16 protein-coding genes are annotated in these 24098 nt (G+C 46.0%); 9 read left to right on the top strand and 7 right to left on the bottom strand.

Annotated elements, in window-relative coordinates; all coding sequences use genetic code 11:
* Nucleotides 1-58: 58 nt before the first annotated feature.
* A complete protein-coding gene (locus ONT19_RS08580) occupies nucleotides 59-1714 on the bottom strand; it encodes a carboxylesterase/lipase family protein (RefSeq protein WP_264952708.1) in 1656 nt (551 codons plus the stop codon).
* 433 nt (nucleotides 1715-2147) lie between these two features.
* On the opposite strand from ONT19_RS08580, the gene ONT19_RS08575 reads away from it, so the two are divergent.
* Nucleotides 2148-3173 carry a lysylphosphatidylglycerol synthase transmembrane domain-containing protein gene (locus ONT19_RS08575; protein ID WP_264952709.1) on the top strand — a complete coding sequence of 342 codons (1026 nt, stop codon included), beginning with the start codon at nucleotides 2148-2150 and terminating at the stop codon, nucleotides 3171-3173.
* A 156-nt stretch (nucleotides 3174-3329) separates the two neighbouring features.
* Entirely contained in the window at nucleotides 3330-4598 is a 1269-nt protein-coding gene (locus tag ONT19_RS08570) for an ATP-binding protein (RefSeq protein WP_264952710.1), read from the top strand.
* A gap of 107 nt (nucleotides 4599-4705) precedes the next feature.
* On the opposite strand, the gene ONT19_RS08565 is transcribed toward ONT19_RS08570, so the two are convergent.
* A complete protein-coding gene (locus ONT19_RS08565) occupies nucleotides 4706-5746 on the bottom strand; it encodes a carbohydrate porin (RefSeq protein WP_264952711.1) in 1041 nt (346 codons plus the stop codon).
* Between the two features lie 315 nt (nucleotides 5747-6061).
* Here ONT19_RS08565 and ONT19_RS08560 point away from each other — a divergent pair, with 315 nt between their 5' ends.
* The gene (locus tag ONT19_RS08560; RefSeq protein ID WP_022121659.1) at nucleotides 6062-6535 is read left to right on the top strand and encodes a PaaI family thioesterase; all 474 of its coding nucleotides are present in this window, start codon (nucleotides 6062-6064) and stop codon (nucleotides 6533-6535) included.
* A 963-nt stretch (nucleotides 6536-7498) separates the two neighbouring features.
* Here ONT19_RS08560 and ONT19_RS08555 read toward each other — a convergent pair.
* A complete protein-coding gene (locus ONT19_RS08555) occupies nucleotides 7499-9484 on the bottom strand; it encodes a heavy metal translocating P-type ATPase (RefSeq protein WP_264952712.1) in 1986 nt (661 codons plus the stop codon).
* A 238-nt stretch (nucleotides 9485-9722) separates the two neighbouring features.
* Entirely contained in the window at nucleotides 9723-10160 is a 438-nt protein-coding gene (locus ONT19_RS08550) for an Hsp20/alpha crystallin family protein (protein ID WP_264952713.1), read from the bottom strand.
* A gap of 324 nt (nucleotides 10161-10484) precedes the next feature.
* Here ONT19_RS08550 and xyl3A point away from each other — a divergent pair, with 324 nt between their 5' ends.
* From xyl3A to ONT19_RS08535, 3 genes are all read left to right on the top strand, one after another.
* Nucleotides 10485-13151, top strand: coding sequence for a xylan 1,4-beta-xylosidase (gene xyl3A, locus ONT19_RS08545; RefSeq protein WP_264952714.1), 2667 nt, complete (start codon nucleotides 10485-10487; stop codon nucleotides 13149-13151).
* A 225-nt stretch (nucleotides 13152-13376) separates the two neighbouring features.
* Nucleotides 13377-16031: a SusC/RagA family TonB-linked outer membrane protein gene (locus tag ONT19_RS08540; RefSeq protein WP_264953084.1), complete on the top strand. Its 2655-nt coding sequence runs from the start codon at nucleotides 13377-13379 to the stop codon at nucleotides 16029-16031.
* A 12-nt stretch (nucleotides 16032-16043) separates the two neighbouring features.
* On the top strand, nucleotides 16044-17726 hold the full coding sequence (locus tag ONT19_RS08535) for a RagB/SusD family nutrient uptake outer membrane protein (protein ID WP_264952715.1): 1683 nt from the start codon (nucleotides 16044-16046) through the stop codon (nucleotides 17724-17726).
* Between the two features lie 74 nt (nucleotides 17727-17800).
* On the opposite strand, the gene ONT19_RS08530 is transcribed toward ONT19_RS08535, so the two are convergent.
* Entirely contained in the window at nucleotides 17801-19849 is a 2049-nt protein-coding gene (locus ONT19_RS08530) for a TonB-dependent receptor plug domain-containing protein (protein WP_264952716.1), read from the bottom strand.
* Between the two features lie 192 nt (nucleotides 19850-20041).
* On the opposite strand from ONT19_RS08530, the gene ONT19_RS08525 reads away from it, so the two are divergent.
* Genes ONT19_RS08525 through ONT19_RS08515 form a run of 3 tightly spaced genes read left to right on the top strand, consistent with a single transcriptional unit; the run spans nucleotide 20042 to nucleotide 23077 of the window.
* On the top strand, nucleotides 20042-20767 hold the full coding sequence (locus ONT19_RS08525; protein WP_118080612.1) for a hypothetical protein: 726 nt from the start codon (nucleotides 20042-20044) through the stop codon (nucleotides 20765-20767).
* Between the two features lie 40 nt (nucleotides 20768-20807).
* Complete coding sequence (locus ONT19_RS08520; protein WP_264952717.1) at nucleotides 20808-22328, top strand: sensor histidine kinase; 1521 nt, start codon at nucleotides 20808-20810, stop codon at nucleotides 22326-22328.
* Nucleotides 22329-22345: 17 nt separating this feature from the next.
* The gene (locus tag ONT19_RS08515; protein ID WP_118140128.1) at nucleotides 22346-23077 is read left to right on the top strand and encodes a response regulator transcription factor; all 732 of its coding nucleotides are present in this window, start codon (nucleotides 22346-22348) and stop codon (nucleotides 23075-23077) included.
* 15 nt (nucleotides 23078-23092) lie between these two features.
* Here the strand turns inward: ONT19_RS08515 and ONT19_RS08510 are convergent, their stop codons facing one another.
* Together ONT19_RS08510 and ONT19_RS08505 are read right to left on the bottom strand one after the other, a co-directional pair.
* Nucleotides 23093-23704 (bottom strand): hypothetical protein, encoded by a 612-nt coding sequence (locus ONT19_RS08510; protein ID WP_264952719.1) that lies wholly within the window; start codon nucleotides 23702-23704, stop codon nucleotides 23093-23095.
* Between the two features lie 33 nt (nucleotides 23705-23737).
* On the bottom strand, nucleotides 23738-24013 hold the full coding sequence (locus ONT19_RS08505) for a hypothetical protein (protein ID WP_006846406.1): 276 nt from the start codon (nucleotides 24011-24013) through the stop codon (nucleotides 23738-23740).
* Between the last annotated feature and the right edge of the window lie 85 nt (nucleotides 24014-24098).

Here is a 24098-nt window from a genome sequence, read left to right as displayed (position 1 = left end):
CTATTTCTGGTTTATTCAATGAAATCTGTATTCCGATTGATTCAATGTAATGAGAGAATTATTTCTTCTTCCAAAACAGTTTGTCTATGAAATCATAGCGCTTCTCCATCTGGGCATCAGTTTTTACGACGGTATTCACGTCTATCTGAAGCACAGGGGCTACTGCCTTGCCGTTGGTGGATGGCCACTCAGGCAGACCCAGACCATTCGGATTGCCGGTCTTTACGAAATTGACGTAATACTGGTTGAAGATGTCGCTGATCATATAATCCTCCGGCTGCCAGTTGAACACGCGGTTGGTTGGCAATGTACCCATTGCATACTCGATGTCGGCAGAATGAACGGCTCCCTTGTCTTGTGGCGCAGGAGCCGCATCTTCCTTGGCATCTACCACGCCGCCAGCCAATGCTGCCACCTTGCCCTTGATGGCCATAGCAGGACGAGGATGGCAATAGCGGTAGCGGTAAACAGGCTGTCCGCCTGTCAGCTTGTGCATGTTGCCCCACTTCCATGTAGAATAATCGAGGAAGATATCCGAAGCTAGGTTCACGCCCGGCTGCTCCAATACATCCTTATCACTGTTGATACCGTAGAGGCGGAAGAGTTCTTCGATGTTCTCTTCTCCAAATGTAGCCTTGGCACCCGCCTTCAGATTCTCGACGGTAGGTTGTTTGCCCATCAATACGGCTGCAGGAGTCATCTCCTGGTTGTTACCGCCAATGAGCAGAGGTACCTTGGTCTGCTCGCCCTTGGCAAATACCTCTACAGGCTGTTCTTTCATAAAATATCCGTCGATATTATAGACAGGAACCGCTCTTACTTCCGCCAGCTTCATCAATTCCTCGGCAGGAAGGGCACGAAGTTCGTTGAGGTTCTTCATTCCAACCTTCTTTCCCACCTTCTTGCCGTTTTTCTTACCCATCTTCTCGGCTATTTTCTGGGCAAGCTGCACTCCTTTCTCCTCGGCTTCCTTCTGTGTAGCCACCTTCTTGAATCCCATCACTGAACCACTGGAACCCATTGCCTGCGCAAAGAGTCCCTGACAGAGAGGGGAAGCCATCAGAGCGCTGACCGACATGGAACCTGCCGATTCGCCTACGATGGTGATGCGGTTAGGGTCGCCGCCGAAAGCCTCGATGTTATCCTTTACCCACTGGATGGCAGCCACCTGGTCCATGAATCCATAGTTGCCGGAACCCTTGTAGGATGTTTCCTTAGAGAGCTGTGGGTGGGCGAAGAATCCGAAGATGCCCTCACGATAGTTGGCTGTGATGGAGATGATGCCCTTGCGTGCCATCGCATCGCCCGCATATCGAGGTTCGCTTCCGCTACCTGCCATCAATCCTCCGCCGTTGAAATAAATGAGTACCGGCAGATGCTCCTTCATGGTCTTTGCCGGTGTCCATATATTAAGGTAGAGGCAATCCTCGCTGTTGGTCTTCGTTCCGAAGTTCATATCGCCGAAGAGAGGTTCCTGCATCGGGTTCGGTCCGAACTCCTTGGCCTCGCGAACGCCCTGCCATTTCTGTACAGGCTGCGGAGCCTTCCAGCGGAGATTTCCTACCGGAGGGGCAGCGAACGGAATACCCTTGAATACTGTGATGCCTGAGAGGTCTTTTCCTTCGAGGATACCTTCGGCAGTCGTTACCTGAGTCTGCGCCATCATTCCCATAGCAGGGAGCAGGAAGGCGATTGATAAGAGTAGTTTTTTCATATCGTAAATCTGTTAGTTTTGCAATAATACTGCAAATATAATCAAAATATCGTTACCTTGTTTTATTCAGTCCCATTTTTTAAATCTTTTTGTAAAAAGGCAATGCTTTCACTCTTCTTTCATTTCTTTGTAACACGAAAGTAACATCCTTTAAATACCTTTGCAGCGGTATAAAGCATTACAGTATTATCCGCAAAACTCCTTTCGGCAATTCGCTGACGATTGATTTGGTAAAGGCGGCGATAGACGGCGAGCAGTTGGGTGCAGATGAACTATACGGCAGCCGCGGAGACTCTGGTGCGCTCTTGGGAGGACATTGCTGTAGAAGTTTTGGACAGATATCAGCATTTAATTGACAGACAACAAAATAGATTAGCCATTTAATCGTTATATTACTATATATAATAAGGTATAGTTTTATTTTGAGAGTAATATGAAAAAATGGCATTTATGGTTGGCGGCTTCCATCGGACTGGTGGTCATCGTTGGAATGATGATTCGGGAGTTTGATGTGGAAGTTCTGAGCAGGATAGATTTGTCTCCCAGGTTCTTTCTGGGAGTAGTAATGGGCGTGTTGCTCTTTGCGGTCCAGAATCTGATGCTCACCCTCCGTTTCCGTCATCTCTGCCAGCGTAAGTTATCTGTAGCCGAGGCGTTCCGCATCAATGTGCTCTGTGAGTTTACTTCTGCCGTCACTCCTTCGGCGGTGGGGGGAAGTGGATTGGCTTTTGTCTATCTCAATCGCGAGGGAGTTTCTATGGGTAGAAGTATCTTCACCATGTTTGCAGCCCTGCTGGCTGATGAGGCTTTTCTTGCCATCAGTTGCGTGTTGCTCTATTTCTGTGTTCCATCGCATCTCTTGTTCAGCTTGGCTGATGGAGTGGGGATTTCTGCGGATGCTACGAACGAATGGATTAAGGGCGGAGTGCAGGTTATTTTCATCGTCAGCACCCTTATCGTTGCTGTCTGGACGGTCATCCTCTACCTCTTGTTGTTGCATCGTCCTCAGATTCTGGGCTGGGTATTGAAGGGATGCTGCAAGATTCCTTTCCTTCGCAGATTCCTGCCCAAGGTAGAGAAGTTTTCCGAGGAGATGACGATGGCTTCGGAGGAGGCAAAGCTGGAGGGCGGAAGATTCTGGCTGCAGCTGATGGGTTATACTTCCTTGGCGTGGCTGTCGAGATTCGCCATCGTGGTAGCTATTCTCATTGCCTTCCATTGTCAGGGCAACATGCTGGTGGCTTGGTGCCGCCAATGGGTGATGTGGATGATTTCCATTCTGAGTCCTACGCCTGGCGGAAGTGGCGTGGCAGAGTTGATGTTCCGCCTTTATTATGCCGATTTCCTGCCCGATGCCTCAGTAGCCATCCTTGCCGCCATGCTCTGGCGCGCCATCTTCTATTACCCTTTCCTGGTGATGGGCACCCTGGTCTTGCCGAAATGGATAGCAAGGAAATAAGATTGAAAAAATCTCGATACTTCAAAATTTTCGTCCATAGACGAAAACAATGATGGAAATAAGGAGATTTTCGTCTACAGACGAAAATCTTGTTAAAAACAGAGATATTTTCGTCTATACACGAAAAAAATGCTATCTTTGCACAAAAATTCGAGTATGAACGAAAATATAGAATCAGTAAAGAAGTATAATCTTTGGTTCGGTAACACCATCGATTGTGGTTTTCCTCGTCCGCTTTATACCGAAAGTGTCGCTTCATATCTTGGCAGTAAGGTGGTGAAGGTACTTACGGGTCAACGACGTGTGGGAAAAAGTTATATATTGCGTCAAACTGCCATGCATCTTGTGCAACAGGGGATCAGCAGCAATAATATTGTCTTTATCAACCGAGAACTGACGGCGTTCGATTTTATAGAGAACTATAAGGATTTGGACAATTTTATCCGTCTGTACCGGGAGGAATTAAAGCCTGAAGGACGAATCTACATCTTTATAGATGAAGTGCAGGATATTGATGGTTGGGAACGTGTAGTCAACTCGCTGTCTCAGGATTATACTGAAGATTACGAGATATTTATCACAGGTTCTAATTCAAAGATGTTCTCAGGAGAATTATCCACTCTTCTATCTGGTAGATATGTGGAATTTCACATATTCCCGTTGTCTTACGGGGAATATGCTAGCATTCATCAGCTCCCTGTCGGCAGAGAGAGTTATTTGACGTATATGGCTGATGGAGGTTATCCTGAACTCGTGCATTTCCAGTCTTCCGATGTAAAGCGTAACTATATTTCGGGATTGAAGGATACGGTATTACTGAAAGACATCATACGCAGATATACGATTCGCGATGTAAGACTGCTCGAAGATTTGTTTGCCTATCTGGTTAATAATTCTTCCAATCTTCTTTCTGTTACCAATATTACCAACTTTATAAAAAGCAAAGGACGCAAGACTTCGTATGATACAGTATCTCTATATTTGGGATATATAGAAGAAGTTTTTCTTGCACATCGTGCTTTGCGCTACAATATCAAAGGGAAGGAGATCCTTTCTGGCAGTTGTAAATACTATATGAACGATTTGTCGTTTAAAAATTATCTCTATGCCGGATTCGGATATGGAGCTGGGTATCTGATGGAGAATCTTGTTTATCTAGAGTTGTTGCGTCATGGATATGATGTATATGTGGGTAGCATTAAGGATAAAGAGGTTGATTTCGTTGCCATCAAAAACGATCGTACCATATATGTACAAGCCACTTATATGCTTATAGATGAGCAGACCATAGAGCGTGAATATGCTCCGCTGGAATGTATAGCAGATAACTATGAAAAAGTTGTAGTGTCGCTTGATGATCTCCAGTTGCCTTCTCGCAAGGGTATTACGCATGTAAGGGCATGGGAATTGTCTCAGATGCTATAGTTTCATTCCGAATAGTGGGTAGCTGTTATTTTACCATATAAAAAAGGTGTACATCGTTTGTTTTTTGAAGTCAAACGATGTACACTTTTTGCTAAATTTCTCTTCCTTTAGAAATTTACATAGAGTCGGGCACTGAGCGCCGTGAAATCTCCATTGTCGTTTTTGATGTATTGGAACGATGGCTGAAGGGAGATGGATTCCGTCAGCTGTCTTTTCCACGTTACTTCCATAGAATATTCCGAACCCTGCAGGAAGCGGGCGTACTGGCCTGACAATCCGCACTCGTTCTTATCGTCCTGATAGGCACCGCCAAGTTCGGCGTATCGGTAGCAGGCATTCTGATGACTGGTGTTCTCGGAATATTGCACCATGCACGAAATGTTCTTGTCTCCTGACTTCCAAACACTCTGCTCTCCGTAAACCCACCAGGCACAGGTGATCTTGCCCTTGGATTCATCGGCAGAAACCATTTCGCCATCCTCGTTTATCGGATATTGACGGGTATGAACGGCAGCACCTGCAAAATATTTCCCACCTTTATCGTTGTATTCCAACTGCGACATATTGAAGATTCCATCCTTCTTCGGGCGGACCAGAAAGGGATTGTCGTGAGCTTTCCAACCATTATATCCTGCACCATTATACAGACTGTTTCTGAATGTCCATTTTCCCTTGGTTACATCAAAGTAAAGGGTCAAGCCCGAATACGGATAGTTGGCTATCGGATAGCTGGAAGCAACGGTAGGAAAAATTCCTTCAGAACTGTTCAGGAAAAGATCCGTAACATCAGAGGTAAAGAAATCCTCGTTCACATTCCTCACACCCACAAACAGATGGCCCGAATTCCACTCGTGCATGTAGCCCAGCACGGCAAGCATAGCGAAATTATTATCCGCATTTATGTTCGAAAATCCCTGCCAGTCATCAATAATGCCATCGTTGGTCTTTGCCACATGCAGCGTAGCCGCCTCGAACGAATCCTTTCCTTTTCCTATAGGAACACTCAGTTCCAATCTCAGCTGATTGATCAGATTCGTATTTTTGTTCATGTCCCATTGCCATTCAGAAATATATTGTCCGTTAAAGCTCTGAGCATAAGCAAGGCAAATATTGATGCAGCCTAAAATAATAAAAATAATTCTCTTCATTTTCTTTATGTTTTTGTATAATTTCTTGTTCACTTGCCCGCCGCCTGCGAGCATCTTTCTAATTCACGCTGCAAAGATACTTGATATTTTAAAATCCTGCAATACTTAATAATTAGTATTTTTATTTAGTCTAAATAGATAAGTACTCTTTGTCATCCTCATTTCTAGGTATTGTGGTTCTCTTATATGGATGGAAGGTTCTGTTCAGTCCTTATTTTTAGGTATTAAATGGCTACCAACAATAATATTTTTTAAAAACTTTGTCTTATCAGATATATATTCGTACCTTTGCATCGTTTTAAAAAAAGTTAGAAAATGAAGAAGATATTAAATCCATATTTGAACAAGGAGGGTTACAACTGCGTTTGCTGTGCCCCAAACAATCCTGTAGGATTGCATCTTGAGTTTTGGGAAGAGGGTGAGGATGTGCTTACCATCTGGAATCCCGGCGAGAATTACCAGGGCTGGATCAATACCCTGCATGGCGGAATCATCAGTATGCTGATGGATGAAGTGGCAGGCTGGGTTATCAACCGCAAACTGCAGACAACGGGTGTGACGATGCAGCTCAACGTGAAATACAAGAAGCCTGTGATGACCACCGATTCGCAGATTACGGTGCGTGGTCACATCGCCAGTCAGCGCCGTAATATCGTCACCATCCACCTGACTCTGGAGAACTCTAAAGGCGAGGTTTGTGATGAGGGCGAAGCCATCTACTTTACCTTTGGTCCTGATAAAGCCAAGGAGATGGGATTCGACAGCTGCAAGGTAGAGGGGGAGGAATAACTCTCCCCACTTGTTTGTAATGCTGGAGTCTTTCTTGAAGTTTTGAAAGTTCTTAAAGTTGATCATGCTCAGTCTGCGTTTAAGAGTTCCTTGAATCACAATTCCCCAGAAAGCCGTTTCCTGCCCATTTTTGTGGTCTTCATTGATGACCGGCGCCTGCCATCTATTAAGACCAGCCTCGGTCGTCATAGATGACCGATTTTGGGCACAAGAAGACTGTTCTTTCGATTGCCGGTGCAAAGATACAAAAATTCTAAGCAGAAAGCAAGCTTTTTCCGGTAGAATGTTGGAAAATAGTGCGTAAGTAGCTGATGTGTAGAGGTATAAGTGTTTTTGATTTGTGCATCTGATTGCAAAAGCTGCCTTTGAAATCGTTTTTTGATGTTGGGAAAGCGGTCATTTTCGGTCACGGTCATTTTCGGTCATTTTCAAAAATGATTCGGTCATTTGGGTCTATAGTATATATAAATATATTTATATAATACTATAGGGGGAGATTTGCGCCCCCGAAAACGAAAATGACCGAAAATGACCGTGACCGAAAATGACCGGATTAGGCTTCTGATAGTTATTCGAGAAGAAGAGATGGATGATTGTAATATTATGGTAATCAGCAAATTAGCTTATATTATAGTTTCGGCTTGTACCATGTTTTGTATTGTAGGAACAGCACATATTCATCTTCTCTCTACCCCAGTTTTCTTGCTTTTTTACTAGAATCTTGACAAAAATATATCAAGAAATTCCTCGTTTTTCCCCTTTCATCCTACCTTTTACCCCTCTTATTTTAGCTTTCTGAAGGGGTGGAAAGTGCCATCGGAACCACTTTTTCTTGCTCCTAAGAGCATTTTTCTCCTTCTTTCTCTGTAAAAAAGGTGTATTTTGGTATGCTTGAAAGGGAGGAAAATATAATAATGGCAGGTTCCAAATTAACGCATCAGGAACCTGCCATTTTCTTTCATTTTACGCCAATCTCAGTCTCAGCGAATTAAGCACTACGCTTACGCTGGAGAAGGCCATCAGGGCACTTGCCCACATTGGGGTTATCTGGAAATCAATGCCGAAGATATGAAGGGCGCCGGCTGCCAACGGGATGCAGATGATATTGTAGATGAACGCCCAGAAGAGATTCTGCCAAATCATGTGAACCGTCTTCTTGCTCAGTTTTACGGCTTCCGGAAGTGCCAAAAGGTCGTCGCTCATCAGTGTAATCTGCGCCACATCCATCGCCACATCCGTTCCCTTTCCTATCGCCATGCTCACGTTGGCAAGGGCCAAAGCCTGGGTGTCGTTGATTCCGTCGCCCACCATCGCTACCTGCTTGCCTTCGTCCTGAAGTTTCTTTACCAATGCCTGCTTGTCGCCAGGCAGCACCTTGCTCTGGTAATGCTTGATGCCGGCTTTCTCTGCCCAGTAGTGAGCCGCTTCCTCCTTGTCGCCACTCATCATATAGACCTCTATTCCCCTTTCCTGCAACTGCTTCATTGCTTCCTGGGCATGAGGCTTGAGGGTCTCTCTCGTCTCCAGATCCAAATCCTCCTGCTTGGTGAAATCGATATTCTGGTTAGGAATGGTGAGGGTGCCGGTCTTGTCGATGACGAGGGCGTTGATCTTGTGGAGATTCTCCAGTGCCGACGCGTCCTTGATGAGAATCTGCGTCTGCGCCGCCTTGCCGATGCCCACCATCAGGGCGGTAGGAGTAGCTAAGCCCATGGCGCAAGGACAGGCGATGACCAATACGGCTACGGCTGAAAGAATGGCCTGCGGAAGAGCAGCGTTGCCGCCTATCAGCCACCATATTATAAAGGTGATAAGGGCGATGGCTGCCACGGCTGGAACGAAAATCAGAGCCGCCTTATCCACGATGCGCTGCACGGGTGCCTTACTGCCCTGTGCCTCCTGAACCATGCGGATGATGTGTGCCAGGGCGGTGTTCTCGCCAATCTGCTTGGCTCTCATGCGGAGCTTTCCCTGACTCGGAATGGTGCCAGCCAGCACGTTGTCGCCTGCCTTTTTCATCGCCGGAGTCGGTTCGCCGCTAATCATCGCTTCATCTACATAGGCAGCATCGGGAGTCATGAAACTCTCTGCCTGGGTAACCACGCCATCTACCGGAATCTTTTCGCCGGCTCTTACCTCTATCATGTCGCCTATCTGAATGGTGGAAATCGGAACTTCCTCCATCTTGTAGTCGTTTGTGCCTTCTATCTTCTCGTAAGTCACCAGTCGGGCGGTTTTCGGCTGCATTCCCATCAGTTGTCGGATGCTGCTCGCCGTACTGTCCTTTGCCTTTTCTTCCAGGCATCTGCCGGTCAGCACGAAGGTGATAATCATCACGGAAGCATCAAAATAAGTGTGCCATTCTATGCCTCTCGCTCCCCATACCATTTCTCCGAAGAAGGTGTTGAAGGTGCTGAAGAGGAAGGCGATGAGGGTGCTGAGTGCTACGAGCGAATCCATGTTTGCCGTATGATGCAGGAGCTGCTTCCAGGCGGAAACATAAAACTGTTTGCCGCAGTAGAGCAGGTTGGCGAGTGCCAGAAGCAGACAGATCTGGTTGGCGAAGGAACTGGTATGATGAGCCGAGGCAACGCCATCTGAAATCATATTCTGTTCCATACCCATGGAAATCCAGCCCATGGAGAAACACATGGTCAGGATGGCGAAGAGCCAGGAAGCCAGGGTTCGGCGGCGCAGGAGGGTGAACTCACGGCGGTTGATTTCCTCCACGCTTCTGTCGTTTTCGATAACGAGGTCGTATCCGGCGTTGCTGATTTCCCGTTTCATATCTTCCAGAGAAATGATGTCGGGGTTATAGTCTACCAGGGCAGTTCGGCTCGCCAGGGAAACCGAGGCGGAGTTGATGCCTTCTAGCGACTGCAGCTTCTTTTCTACATTGGCAGAGCATACGCTGCAAGCCATGCCTATTACTGGAATTGTTTTCTTCATCTGTTTCTTATATAAATGTTCTGAATTCTATAAGCAGAAGCTTTCATATCTGCTTTTCTGCCTGCAAAATTACATATTAATTATGGAAGAAAAAAGATTTATGGTAAAAAACTTTCGGCTGCTCCATGAAAATCATGATAATAAGGTAGATGAAAAATGCGATGTTTCAGGTAAGGGCACAAAAAAAGGCAGGTTCCAAATTGCTTTGGAATCTGCCTCCATCATTTATGGGAGATGATTATTTGACTTCGATGTTCTTTGTTGTCTTAGCCTCCTCCTTAGGAGTAAGCTTTGGAATCTTGACCTCGAGTATACCATCAGCTACCTTTGCTGAAATCTTTTCACGATCAGCATCCTCAGGCAGCGTATAACACTGCTGGTAGTTGCTGTAAGAGAATTCGCGGCGCAGATAGTGCTCGTGCTTGTCTTCATCCTTGTGTTCCATCTTGTTCTCGATGGCGATGTTCAGATTACCATCGTTATCGATGTTTACACGAACCCACTCTTTCTTCAAACCAGGAGCTGCAACCTCCATGATGTAATTCTTATCTGTCTCCTTGATGTTAATGGCAGGAGCAGTAGCATTCATACGTGACATTACTTCGGTATTGAATAAAGTATCATCAAAGAAGTTACTCAACCAATCTGAATCATTATTTCTACGTGCTAACAACATAATTAAAACCTCCAAATTTTATTTTACTCGTCCTCTCGGTTCCTTACGGCTCCGTCGGGATTTCTGCTTGTTAATATTCTTGTTATTTTTTTGCTTTCGCCTCGAAACTCCGTTGTTCTTCCGAACCCCTTTATCTTTTGGCTTCAGCTTTCACTCTCTGTTTTTGCAACTTATGTGCCAGCGGACTGAAAGTGGTAATGTTGGCACGAAAGGATAAATATTTTAAACTTTTCTGCCAGATGATGCGGTTATCTCAACAAAAAAGTGTAACTTTGTCACCAACTTGAAAATCAAAGCATAAATCGAATAAATAATATAAGATCAATGAAGAAACAACTATTTTCTATGGCGATGCTGATGGCGATATCGCTTTCTGCCAGCGCACAGCAGCTTCTTCCTTATCAGAATGCCAACCTTTCTGCTGAGGCTAGAGCCAACGATTTGCTTTCCCGTCTTACCCTGGAAGAGAAGACGAAGTTGATGATGGATACTTCTCCGGCTATCGCCCGATTGGGCATTCCGCAGTTTCAATGGTGGAACGAGGCGCTGCATGGAGTGGGAAGAAACGGATTTGTTACCGTTTTTCCTATCACGATGCACATGGCGGCTTCGTGGGACGATACCTTATTATATAAGGTGTTTACTGCCGTGAGCGATGAGGCAAGAGCCAAGGCGCAGGAGGCGAAGAAGAGCGGCAACATCAAGCGCTACCAGAGTCTGAGCTTCTGGACTCCGAACATCAATATCTTCCGCGACCCACGATGGGGGCGTGGACAGGAAACTTATGGAGAAGATCCTTATCTGACCACAAGAATGGGACTTGCCGTGGTGAATGGATTGCAGGGACAGACCTTCGAAGGCAAACCGATGTCGGCTCCGGGAGTTCTGGCTACGCCTTCCTCACAGGCTCCCCAATACGTCAAGCTCCTAGCCTGTGCCAAGCATTTTGCCGTACATAGCGGTCCGGAGTGGAACAGGCACAGTTTCAATGTAGAGGATTTGCCTGAGCGGGATTTGTGGGAGACTTATCTGCCTGCCTTCAAATCGCTGGTGCAGGATGGAAATGTGGCAGAGGTGATGTGCGCCTATCAGCGGATTGACGGAGCGCCATGCTGCAGCAATGCCCGATATGAACGTCAGATTCTTCGTGATGAATGGGGATTCAAGGGATTGATTACTTCCGATTGCGGAGCCATCAACGACTTTTATGTGCCTGGCCGACATGGTACGGCGAAGACTCCGGCTGAGGCTACGGCGCAGGCAATTGGTGCCGGAACCGACGTGGAATGCGGAAGCGTTTACCGTTCGCTTCCTGAGGCGGTGAAGACGGGAATGATCAGCGAGGAAAAGGTGAACGAGAGCTTGAAGCGCCTGCTGATAGCCCGTTTCCGCCTGGGTGATTTCGATCAGGACGAGAACGTGCCTTGGACTCAGATTCCATCTTCCGTCATCGCCAGCAAGGCGCATAAGGATTTGGCAGAGAAGATGGCAGAAGAGGGAATCGTGCTTCTTCAGAACCGGAACAATCTCCTGCCGATGAAATCAGCAGGAATGAAGATAGTCGTGATGGGGCCGAATGCCAACGATTCCATCATGCAGTGGGGCAACTATTCGGGTTATCCTACTTCTACCACAACCATCCTGCAGGGCATCAGAAAATATGTAAAGGATGCCAAGTATATTCCTGCCTGCACGTTGACCGGAAATGAGGTGACGGAAAGCAAATTCAATCTCCTGACTTCTACTGATGGCAGCAAGGGTATGAAGGCTACTTATTGGAACAATTCTGAGATGAAGGGCGAGCCGGTGGCTACAGCCATGATGACTTCGCCTATCAACCAGAGCAATGGCGGAAATACCGTCTTTGCACCAGGCGTGAACCTTACCAATTTCTCTGCCCGATACGAGGGCGTATTTACTCCGGAAAAGGATGAAACCTTGAATATCAAAATGGGGTGCGATGATGGTTACCGGCTCATCATTGATGGCGATACGGTGGCGGATGTATGGAAGGGACGTGCCCGTGTACAGATGCTCAACAAGCCAATCTCTGTAAAGGCTGGAAAGCCGGTGAAAATTCAGGTGGATTATTTCCAGAAGACCGATATGGCGGTGATGCAGTTTGACATTGTGAAGAACTATACGCCAACCGAGTCTCAGCTTCTGGCTGAGGTTGGCGATGCTGACGTGGTGGTATTCGTAGGTGGAATCTCTCCTAGTCTTGAGGGTGAGGAGATGAAGGTTTCTGAGCCGGGTTTCAAGGGTGGCGACAGAACCGACATCGAGTTGCCTCAGGCTCAACGCAAGGTGATGGAGATGCTGCATCGGGCTGGCAAGCGAGTGGTGTTCGTCAACTGTTCGGGCAGTGCCATCGCCATGGTTCCTGAAACAGAGAATGCGGAGTCTATCCTTCAGGCTTGGTATCCGGGCGAACGGGGTGGAGAAGCCGTGGCAAAGGTTCTCTTCGGTGAGGTGAATCCATCGGGCAAGCTTCCGGTAACCTTCTATAAGAGTACTTCCGATCTTCCTGATTTCCTTGATTATACGATGAAGAATCGTACCTACCGTTATTTCAAGGGCGAAGCTCTCTTCCCATTCGGTCATGGATTGAGCTATACATCTTATGAATATGGAAAGCCGGCATTGAAGAAAGTGAAGAATGAAGAACGAAAAGTGAAGAATTCTTCGGCTTATTCCTTGAACTTCTCTTTATCTAATAAAGGTAATAGGGAAGGAACGGAAGTAGCGCAGGTTTACATCCGTAGAATGGATGATGCTGAGGGACCTATCAAGACCCTGAAAGCCTTCAAGCGCATTACTTTGAAAGCGGGCGAAAAGCAGCAGGTAACCATCAGTCTGCTTCGCCAGAGTTTCGAGGGTTGGGATTCCCAGACCAATACCATGCGTGTGGTTCCCGGCAAATATCAGATCTTCGTAGGTGGTTCGAGTGCTGAGGCTGCGAAGAATGTGATAGAAGTGAAAGTGAAATAAAATGCTAATATAAAGAGAAAGCTCGTTAAGATTTTGAACGTCTTGGCGAGCTTTTCTTCTGTCTTAACTCTTAAGCCTGCGTTTTTTTGAAGTTTTTTCAAGGAAATGGACTTTAAATCACTCTTTTTTATTATATTTGCAATCGAAAATCGATTTGAACCTTGACTAAATGATGAAATAGTTATGGAACAGAACTTAAAAAACATATTTTATGCGATGGGTGCGATGATTCTTGCACCCCAAACCCTCTGTGCTCAGTCTGTGAACATCGAGGGCCTAGACTCCTTGCGCTTATCAGGTTCGGTGGGTGTAGTGGAGCCTGAACTTCTGAAGAAGGGTGTGCTCAATAATGCCCTGGATGCCTTGAGCGGACAGACGGCAGGTGTTAACGTCACTACCAATGGTCTTGACCGTATTGCTATGTTGAACTCCGTCCGGGTTCGCGGTACAACTTCTATCATGGGCGGCAATGATCCTCTGGTGATTATTGATGGTGTTACTTCTGATGTGGCGACGCTTGCTACAATCTATCCCGCCGATATCGAGAGCTTTACAGTACTGAAGAATGCCAGCGAAACGGCACTCTATGGTTCCCGTGGTGCTTCGGGCGTTATCCAGGTAAAGACCAAGAAGGGTACGGGTAAGGGATTTCAGATTTCTTACGAGGGAAACTATGGTATAGAGGCGATGTACAAAAGTATGGAGATGCTCAATGCCGCCGAATACATAGCTGCTGCACAGAAGTATGGGCTGGAGTATAACAATAAGGGATATGATACCAATTTCCGCAAGGCGATTACCCGAACCGGAAACATTCAGAACCATTATCTGGCCTTCAGCGGTGGCACTCCGCAGAGCAACTACCGCGCTTCTTTTGGCTATATCGACCATAACACGATTATTCGGAGCAAGGGCTATCGTAATCTGGTGGCTAAGATTGATGTCACCCAGAAGGCATTTGGCGATAAACTGACGGGAGATTTCGGCGTGTTCGGTTCGTCTTTCAAGAACAATGATATCTTCGACAGTCAGATGCTTTTCTATTCTGCCGATGCCATGAATCCTACTTATCCTTATGATAAGCTGAACGGCAGTTGGGTGAAGAATGGGGCTGCATCTCAGGTGAATCCTCCCGGTGCCTTGCTCAAGGAGCGTAATGATACGAAGAACATGAACTTCAATGCTCATCTGAAGTTGAACTATGATATGACAAATTCTCTGAGTGTTTCTGCCTTCGGAGCATACAGTTATGCTTCCAACGAGAACAATCAGTTCTGTCCTACCTGGGTTTGGGCGCAGGGCAATCTCTATCGTGGGGAGTTCAAGAGCGAGGACTGGCTTGCCAATGTATCGTTTAACTATCAGCATTCGTGGGAAATCCACAATCTGAAGGCAATGGTGGGTGCTGAATATCAGAAGGATATCCGAACGGGATTCTGGACTTCTGCGAAGGGAATCACCAACAACGACATGTATTACCATAACATAGGTGCTGCTGCATCACGGCCTTTCGGTGGGACAGACAGTAATTACGAAGATCCGACCCTGGCTTCTGTGATGGGCAATGTCGACTACACCTTATATAATAAGTATAATCTTTCGGTTTCCATGCGTGGCGATGGTTCTTCGATGGTGGGCAATGACCATACCTGGGGTTTCTTCCCATCCGTCTCTCTTTCCTGGGATATGAAGCAGGAGAAATGGCTCCGTTCTCTCCAGAAAATTACCATGCTGAAACTGCGTACGGGCTATGGACGCTCAGGTAATCTTGGCGGAATATCTTCTTATACCACTTTGAATACGGTGCGGCAGAATGGTATTGTTTCGGTGAACAGTTCTCCTACGGTTACGATGGGAATGATTAGCAATAACAATCCTGATCTGAAGTGGGAAACCCGCGCTACCTGGAATATTGGAGCTGATTTGGGATTGTGGAACAACCGGCTGGTTCTGACGGCAGAATATTACTATTCCAAGACCACCGACATGCTCTATGCCTATGATGTGCCGGTTCCGCCTTTTGCCTATGATAAACTGTTGGCAAACCTGGGTTCTATGAGCAACCAGGGTTTGGAGGTCGGCGTTTCCTTCACTCCTATCCAGAAGAAGGACATGGAACTGAATATCAATATGAATCTCTCCTGGCAGAAGAACAAACTCCTCTCGCTGAGTGGTGAATATGACGGAATGCAGATGTCGGCAGCCGATATTACTGCGATGGGTGCCTTGTCGGGTGCCGGTCAGCATGGTGGTTACAACAATGTGGTCTATCAGATAGTTGGTCAGCCTTTGGGTGTATTCTATCTTCCTCATTGCAAGGGAATTATAGAAGATGGAAATGGGCATTGTCGCTATGATATCGAAGATTTGGACAAGAACGGAACCGTAGATTTGAGTGATGGCGGTGACAGATATATTGCCGGTCAGGCTACTCCTAAGGTAACGTTGGGTTCCAATATCAGTTTCCGTTATCGCGACTGGTATCTTTCATTGCAGATGAACGGAGCCTTCGGACATAAGATATTCAATGGTACGGGCTTAGCCTACACCAATATGTCGAGTTTCCCGGATTATAATGTGCTGAAGGGAGCTCCTGAGAAGAATATCGTTGACCAGAATGTTTCTGATTATTGGCTGGAGAAGGGCGATTATCTCAACTTAGAGAATCTCACGCTGGGCTATGATATCCCTATCCGAAAGGGCGTGGTGCAGTCGCTCAGAGTTTCGGCGAGTGTCAACAATCTTGCCACCATCAGCAGTTACAGCGGCTTGACTCCGATGATTAACAGCTACGTGGTGAATAGTACGATGGGTATTGATGATAAGCGGACTTATCCTGTTTACAGAACCTTCTCATTGGGTTTAAGTGTTCAATTCTAAAATCAGAAAGTTATGAAACGATATAGATTTTTATTTCTGCTGCTGGCGGCATTGTCTATGACATCCTGTCTGGACGAACATCCTAAGGATCAGTTGGACGAGGATGCCATCTATGGCTCTGCATCTGATATTTATATCAATGCAGTGGCTTCGCTCTATAATTATATAGGTGGAGCTAACGAGAGTGAGGGCATCCAGGGCACCTGCCGTGGCATTTATGATTATAATACGCTGACCACCGATGAGGCGATGATTCCGATTCGAGGCGGCGACTGGTATGATGGTGGCCTCTGGAATGCCATGTACCAGCATCGGTGGAGTGCCGATGACCAGTCTCTTTATGATACGTGGAAGTACCTTTATAAGGTTATCGTGCTGGCTAATAAGTCTTTGGATATTATCAGCAACAAGTCGGCCCTGCTTTCTGCCGCACAGCAGGAGGAATATCGGGCTGAGATAAGAGCCATCCGGGCTATGTTCTATTACTATGCTATGGACATGTTCGGTCGGGTTCCATTGGTCCTTTCCAGTGCAGAACAGCTCCATTCCAGCCTGTTCCAAGGTCAGACAGATCGCAGTTCTATCTTCCAGTTTGTCTTTCAGGAGTTGCAGCAGGTATTGCCTTCACTTCCCGACCAGCACAGCAATAAGGAAGGCAATTATTATGGTCGCATCACCCAGCCGGTAGTCAACTTTCTGTTGGCGAAGTTGGCTTTGAATGCAGAAATCTATATGTATGATGACTGGACCCAGGGTTATGCGAGCCGTCCGAAGGGAAGTGCTATTCATTTCTCTGTGCCAGCTTCTGATGCCTCTTTGCGCAATGGCGATAAGGTGAACTGCAGGAAGTTGAATGCCTGGGAAACCTGCATTTATTATTGTGATAAACTGGCAGAAGAAGGCTATGACCTGGAGTCGGATGATTCATTCAATTTCTCTACGCATAATGAGACATCGAAGGAGAATATCTTCACGATTCCGATGGATAAGAATATCTATACCAACCAGTTCCATTATCTCTTCCGCTCTTACCATTATACGCATGGCGGTGTCTTGGGATGGGGAAGTGAGAATGGTACCTGTGCCACGATTTCTACGATGAAAGCCAATCATTATGGCGAGGTTGATGAAGATGCCCGTTGCAAGATGAACTTTGTGGCGGGAGTGGTAAAGGTAGATGGTCATGAACTGCTGATGGATAATGGAAAGCCGTTGGAATATCAGCCTTTTGAAGTGGCTCAAAACCTGACCAACAGTAAGTTTGTCAAGACGGCTGGAGCGAGGATGGCGAAGTATGAGGTGGATAGAACCTCTTATATGGACGGCAAGTTGCAGAGTAACGACATAGTTCTTTTCCGATATGCAGATGCTTTATTGATGAAGGCAGAGGCAAAGGTCCGAAACGGAGAGAATGGTGATGAGGAGTTGAATAGGATTCGTGCCCGTGTGGGAATGCCTTACCGTAAGGCTACGCTCAATAACATTCTGGAAGAGCGGTTGCTGGAGTTGGTATGGGAAGGATGGCGTCGTCAGGATCTCATCCGTTTCGGCAAATTCACCGGTGCCTACGATCTCCGTACGCCTCTTCAGGGTGAATCCTCCGGCTACACCACTGTCTTCCCGATTCCTCAGAAATGCATCGATTTAAATTCTGAATTGGTACAGAATAAGGGATATGTCAATATTTTGAAGTAAAGAAACTTGAATAGAGTATATGAAACGAGAAAAGCTCGCCAGGACTTTGAGGGTCTTGGTGAGCATTTCTCGTTTTATTTCCCGAATCTGGAAGTATCTACTTCTTCATGCTGCTTGGCCTTGTAGCCGCCGAAACGATAGATGAGGGAGAGGCCGATGATTCTGCCAAAGTACATTTTGTTGATGACGTGCTGACCTCGATAGGTGTCGTGCAGATGGTTGTCGCCTGTCTCGAAGATATCGTTGCAGTAGGCTTTCAGCTGGAACTTGTCATCCTTGAGAGGCTTCCAGGTGAGGGCTGCGTTGAGATAGCCAGAGGCTGGGATGTCGATGATTCCTTGGATGGCGTCGGTATGAACGGAAGCATCGAGGTTGAGAAGCACATGCTTGCCAAAGAGAAAAGTGCCGTTCCACTGGGCTTGACAGAACCATTTGCTGCGGTCGAATGGAAGATCATAGAAGTGGGAATTCTTGTCGTTCTGATATACGCCAGTGAAGGTAAGGCGATTCTGCCACCAGTTGCCTATGTTGATTGGGGCTGTGAGCATCAAGCCTACCTGGTTTACATGGTCGAAGTTGACATGCTTGTATTCCATCTCCTTCTTCTTGTCGCTCTGGTAAGGAAGCTGACGAAATTCATCTTTCGAGTTGTTGAAGAAGAGACTTGCCACGTATCTGCTGTGCAGAATGTAGGTAAGCGAGAGGCTGAGGTCTCGTGATGGCTTCAACGTCGGGTTTCCAACAATCTTTCCATATCCGCCCACATTATAGGTGGTGAAGTTCTTCACCGACCAATAAGTAGGGTAGTCTCTGTCGCAATCCAAGTTGAATTGGATGACGTGTCCTGCCTTAGGAAGATAGGTGATGGAGAGTGTAGGGAAGATGTTCCACTCATTCCAGATTGGGGTGTGGTAATATTCTTCCATGAGCGATGCTTCCATCGTGAGTTTTTGTCCGAATGACTTGCTGGCTCCGACGTAGAAACTCATTTGGTCTTCGTTTTGAATGGTGTTGCCATCAGAAGACTTGTTGTTGTTTTCCTGCGAACTCTTGTCTCTTGATGTGGTGTAATTGATGCCGTAGTTCAAGCCCCAGTCTTTTCCTAAGTCGTGCTCCTGCTTGAGGTAAGCGTGCCATTTGTCGATTCGCTGCTGGCTTGTGATGTCGTAAATCTCATCGTAGAGACTGCTTTTTAGCCATTGTTCATCCGGTGAATTATAATAGGTGTATTCTGCTCCTGCCGAGAAACCGAATGGTGTGGAGTAATCCAGGCGGAAGTTGTGAAACTGACTCTTGGCATGGATTCTGAGAAGGGATGTGAAATCGCCATCATCCTCTGAAGTTCCTCTCGTGTTATTGAGTTGTGAGGTGTAGGCAAAGCTGAGTTGATGATCCTTTGCCAGATGATAGTTGATTCCCAGTCGGATGTTGTGGTTGAGATGACGTTTGATATTGTCGCTATGTGTAGAGAAGGCATAGGAAGTGCCATCAGTCAAGGTGTGGGCAAACTCATTTTCATAGTAATAATATCTCTTGCCATGACCGAAGGAATAGAGCATGTCTATTTCCCATTTCTTGTTGGTGAAGAGCAAGGAGGCGCGCTCTGTGTAACTGTTGCGGTTCTGGTGGGTGTAGCCGCTGAAGAACTCGCCTTGCAGGGAGTGAAAGCCTGTGTTGTGCTTCAGCAGGAGGTTGATGACCTGTCCCTTTACCTGATAGCGGGCTGGGGCTGAATAGATGACTTCGGCGTTGGCGATGCGGCTGGTAGGAATCGTTTTCAGAAGCGAATAGAGCTGCTCGCTCGTCATGGTGGTAGCCTTGCCGTCTATCATCACGGTTACGGATTGGGCGTTGAGAGTCAAGGCTTCATCTTGTTCGCTCACGCCAGGCAGTTGCTTGATGGCTTCATAGGCATTATCCACCGGATGGTTTTTGATGAGTTGAGGCAGGTCATAGGTCAATGCTGCTCCTTTCACCTTTACGATAGGTCGGTTGCCTTTTACCATCACATCAGGGAGGGAATGGATAATGCTGTCCATTTTCAGGGAATCATTTCTGTTTCCTTGTGCCCAGCCGGCAAGACTGATGGCCAGGCAAGCGCTTAATATAACCAATCTTTTCATATTCTTCTTATCTTTTTATCGTTCTTTCGGAAAAAACTCCCGATTTCGGTTGCAAAAGTACTGTAAAAATCTCGTGTCAGCAAGGAATTTTGATTATCAAGTCTTGTCAGAAGTGTTATTTAGTCTTATCAAATCAGAAATAATTCCCTGAAAAGTATCTTACTTATCTTCTTTTTTATTACTTTTGCAAGCATGAAAGAGAAACGAAGAATATTCATATTGACAGTTATGGCTTGCTTTTGTACATTGGTAATGCAAGCACAGGAAGTGAGGAGTGTTTCTTTGGATTCCATTCCGAAGGCATCTTTACCTAAGGAAGGTATGTCGTTGGAACATTCTCGTCCTTCGCTCGGTGGATTTCCTGTACTTCAAGGCAAATCTTATTACTCTGAATCGAATGCACCTTGGATGTCGGAAGAAGGAAAACCTTTGGAGATTGCGCCGAATGCAATACCTCATATTTCTCTTCTTTCCCCGAATTTGGGTACGATGGCGGTATATTCTTCGGGTATTGAAGTCCCAGGACTGATGAATAGGCAGACTGCAGGGGTTGTTTATCAACAAAATTTCGGGCGTTTTGTTTTTTCTCCTTATGTCGGGATAGAAAAGATAAACACGGGAGTATATGGATTTGGCAATCTCACCAAAGCTTCTTTTGGTGGACGAATGGCTTATCAAGTAAACGACTGGCTCACAGTGGGATTCTATGGACAATATGTTCCAACGAAAACTTCTGACCCTCGAAGCGTCATCATGTCTCCTTTCAATCCCAAGAGCAGCTATGGTGGCTTCATGGAAGTGATGTTCAATCAACATTGGGGGATAGGAGCCAAGATGGGACGAGAGTTTGCGCCACAAAAGAATGGTAAATGGGGATGGAAGAATACCACGGAGGTTTATCCGATTTTCAGAAAATGAGTATTGAATTCATCTGGAAAAATCTTTAATAAAGGAAAGAATGAAGTTACATCTTAAATACATAGTTACGCTCGTCATCACGGCTCTGGTCTGCATCTTCGCATATCAGACCTATTGGCTCGTGGGGCTTTATCAGTCTCAGGAAAAGGAGGTTGAGGCAAAAATCAAGGGTGGAATGGAGTACGCTCACTTCATGGAGATGAAGAAGCGAATCGAACGATTGCGCAATGATGATAAAGGGCCTCATAGACAACTGACGGGTTCTGTTGCTTTTTCTATGGATGAAGACGATGATATTGATCAAAAGGTAAAGGTTAAAAAGGTTCGTGGAGGAAAGATCGTTCAGTCTGTTCAAACAACTTTTACCAAGCACGAGAAGCGTCGTGAAGATGACAAGGACCAGGAATTGATGATGATGATGTCGGGCAAGCTGGCAACTATGGTGCAACAAGCGCTGTTTGGCAAATTGAATGAAATCGCCAAACCTGACATCAATGACTATGACAGTGCATGGGTTGCCAAGATGCTTTCAGACAGTTTGTTGGTGGGCGATGATATTCATCCGCTTCCGCATCAGATTAAGCTTTTTGCAGGAAAGAAGGTTTTGGCGAAAGTGACGACGAAGGGGTATGTGCCTTCCGCCAATGCCAAGCAATACCAATATGTGGTTTGTAATGAGGGGGAGGCGAATGAGGAGAAATATGTCCTCACCCTAGAACCGCTTACGATGACTGTGCTCAGCCAGATGGCAGGCATCCTTGCCACATCGCTCTTCATCATGCTCATCCTGGCTTTCGTCTTCTGGTTCCTGATTCATGCGATGCTCAAGCAGAAGACGCTTGATGAGATGAAGAGTGATTTCACCAATAATATCACGCACGAATTGAAGACTCCGATAGCCGTAGCCTATGCTGCCACCGACTCCCTGCTGAACTACGGAATGCTCCAGCATCCTGATAAGGCGCGCAAGTATCTCACCATCGCCCAGGAGCAGTTGCAGACGCTCAGCGGATTGGTGGAACAGATTCTGTCGATGAGTATGGAACGACGGAAATCGATGCTTCTCAATATCGTGGAAGTTCCAATGAAGGAGGTGATTGAACCGTTAATCTCCCAGCATCAGCTGAAAGTGAAATCAGGAGAAAAAACGGATAAAAAGGTGAATATTTCGTTGTCCGTAGAACCGGAAAATCTGATGGTTCATGCCGACCGGATGCATTTCTCAAACATCGTGAGCAATCTCATAGACAATGCCATCAAGTATTCTGAAGATAGCGTGAATATAGAAATCAAGGCTTTCCAAAAAGCCGAGGATGAAGTGCTGGTTTCCGTATCAGATAATGGAATAGGTATTGCCCACGATAAATTGCCTTATATTTTCGACAAGTTCTATCGGGTGACGGATGGCAATAAATATACGGTCAAGGGCTATGGTCTCGGCCTTTTCTATGTCAAGAGCCTGATGGAGAAAATGGGCGGTTCTGTTTCCGTAGAAAGCGATCCGGGAAAAGGAAGCTGCTTTACCCTGCATTTTCTTAAAGGTAAAAAGGTAAAAAAGTAAAAAGTAAAAAAGAAACTATGAATAAGATAAAAGTATTACTGGTAGAAGACGAAACATCCTTGGCGATGATTCTGAGCGACACCTTGGAGGCGCAGGGCTTCGAGATGCGCACGGCGCATGATGGCGAAGAGGGGCTTCGTATGTTCGATGAACAGAAGCCTGATGTGCTGGTTGCGGATGTGATGATGCCCAAAATGGATGGTTTCGAGATGGTGCGCCGTATCCGCAAGACAGATTCCCGTACTCCTGTGCTTTTCCTCACGGCTCGTTCGGCGGTGAATGATGTGGTAGAGGGATTTGAATTGGGTGGCAATGATTATCTGAAGAAGCCGTTTGCCATCCAGGAGCTCATCGTCCGTATTAAGTCGCTTTGTCATCGGGCTTCTGCAGGAAATATTTCTTCTGAAGAACAGGAAGGGGGGAATGTTTCTCCTGATAATCCGGATGCTGCTGATCAATGGCTCTCCATCGGTCGTTATCGCCTGAATGTTACCAGTCAGATTCTGCAGTTGGATGGTAAAGATACAGAACTGTCACATCGTGAATCCGAAATCCTTCGCATGCTTGTGGAGAGCAAGAACAATGTGGTAGAGAGCAAGGATATTCTCCTGCAACTCTGGGGCGATGACAGCTTCTTCAATTCCCGCAGTCTCCATGTTTTCATCACCAAGCTCCGCCACAAGTTATCTGCCGATGAAAATATCAGAATCATCAATGTGAGGGGGATTGGGTATAAAATGATTTGCTAGAATCTTGTAAAAGAACTATTCTTCCTCGCCATCAACAAGCGCATCGAATGCTTCTTTGAAGTATTTGTCGAACCACTCGGCTGGGTGATCTGTTATCTGATGCTTGCCTGATTTCTCGATGTGAATGGCAACAATGTCGCCAAAATCGGAAGTGCCATCAATGAAAAGAATGTTTTCAAAAAGTGGTAGAGAGGCTTTTACTCGTTTGATGCCTTCCGTGAAGTTATATTCTATCACGTCTTGGTTTACATTATGACCGCCCATTGTGTATCTTTGGATAACACGAGATAGAGAATCTTCTTTCGAGGATAAGCCGAAAAAGATGAGGCTGATTTTATAACCTGCATCTTTAAAATCCTGAACAAGATTGACTGGCAAATCTGTAGAGAAGTTCGTTTCGAAAGCAAAATTCTTGTTTTGTGAAATGGCTTCTTCTTTTTCTTTCATCAATGAAGAGATAACAGTTCCATCTATCCATCGCTCTATCCAATCAGGATGTTCGTTTCGAAGAGACATTGCTAGAAGGTCTCCGTCAAAAGCTTTTACTGTAGAATAAAATATTCCAAGCCTACTTTTGCTAGCTCCATTTGGACCGGCTATAATTGTAAATTCAGGTCTTCTTTTCATAATCTTAATAGAAAAATAGGTGTTACGAAGTAATTAATGGAGTAAGTAACTCATTTTCCCCTTTCCTGGAGCTGCAACTTGTTTTATGATAGTATATTCGCGTGTCGCAAAATCAAGAGTTGCTTCTACATCGCTTCCATCAGGATTAGCAAGATAGGTTTTTCCGTTTTCAAAATACGGCACGGAAATGCCTTTCGCCCACGCTTCCAGGTAGATCCGTTCCACCTCATCGTGTACGGCATTGTTGATTTCCCGAATCGTCTTGCCATTCGAGAGTCGCCAACCTTCTATTTCTTCATATTTGCACATAAGCCTTTAACCTTTAGAAAACCTTTGAAAAATCTACTGCAAAAATACGAGGAATCTTTTTAATAGCCAAATGTTTTAACCTCTT

Source organism: Segatella copri (assembly GCF_026015625.1).
GTDB lineage: Bacteria > Bacteroidota > Bacteroidia > Bacteroidales > Bacteroidaceae > Prevotella > Prevotella copri_H.
Note: the sequence above shows the minus strand (reverse complement) of the source record. Positions and strands in the feature narration are given on the sequence as shown.

Excerpts from the sequence above, each read along its gene's own strand:
- ONT19_RS08525 (WP_118080612.1), top strand. The coding sequence starts at position 20,042 with ATGAAAGAGAAACGAAGAATATTCATATTGACAGTTATGGCTTGCTTT.
- xyl3A (WP_264952714.1), top strand. The coding sequence starts at position 10,485 with ATGAAGAAACAACTATTTTCTATGGCGATGCTGATGGCGATATCGCTT.
- ONT19_RS08575 (WP_264952709.1), top strand. The coding sequence starts at position 2,148 with ATGAAAAAATGGCATTTATGGTTGGCGGCTTCCATCGGACTGGTGGTC.
- ONT19_RS08520 (WP_264952717.1), top strand. The coding sequence starts at position 20,808 with ATGAAGTTACATCTTAAATACATAGTTACGCTCGTCATCACGGCTCTG.
- ONT19_RS08560 (WP_022121659.1), top strand. The coding sequence starts at position 6,062 with ATGAAGAAGATATTAAATCCATATTTGAACAAGGAGGGTTACAACTGC.
- ONT19_RS08510 (WP_264952719.1), bottom strand. The coding sequence starts at position 23,704 with ATGAAAAGAAGACCTGAATTTACAATTATAGCCGGTCCAAATGGAGCT.
- ONT19_RS08515 (WP_118140128.1), top strand. The coding sequence starts at position 22,346 with ATGAATAAGATAAAAGTATTACTGGTAGAAGACGAAACATCCTTGGCG.
- ONT19_RS08540 (WP_264953084.1), top strand. The coding sequence starts at position 13,377 with ATGATTCTTGCACCCCAAACCCTCTGTGCTCAGTCTGTGAACATCGAG.
- ONT19_RS08505 (WP_006846406.1), bottom strand. The coding sequence starts at position 24,013 with ATGTGCAAATATGAAGAAATAGAAGGTTGGCGACTCTCGAATGGCAAG.
- ONT19_RS08565 (WP_264952711.1), bottom strand. The coding sequence starts at position 5,746 with ATGAAGAGAATTATTTTTATTATTTTAGGCTGCATCAATATTTGCCTT.
- ONT19_RS08580 (WP_264952708.1), bottom strand. The coding sequence starts at position 1,714 with ATGAAAAAACTACTCTTATCAATCGCCTTCCTGCTCCCTGCTATGGGA.
- ONT19_RS08535 (WP_264952715.1), top strand. The coding sequence starts at position 16,044 with ATGAAACGATATAGATTTTTATTTCTGCTGCTGGCGGCATTGTCTATG.
- ONT19_RS08570 (WP_264952710.1), top strand. The coding sequence starts at position 3,330 with ATGAACGAAAATATAGAATCAGTAAAGAAGTATAATCTTTGGTTCGGT.
- ONT19_RS08530 (WP_264952716.1), bottom strand. The coding sequence starts at position 19,849 with ATGAAAAGATTGGTTATATTAAGCGCTTGCCTGGCCATCAGTCTTGCC.
- ONT19_RS08555 (WP_264952712.1), bottom strand. The coding sequence starts at position 9,484 with ATGAAGAAAACAATTCCAGTAATAGGCATGGCTTGCAGCGTATGCTCT.
- ONT19_RS08550 (WP_264952713.1), bottom strand. The coding sequence starts at position 10,160 with ATGTTGTTAGCACGTAGAAATAATGATTCAGATTGGTTGAGTAACTTC.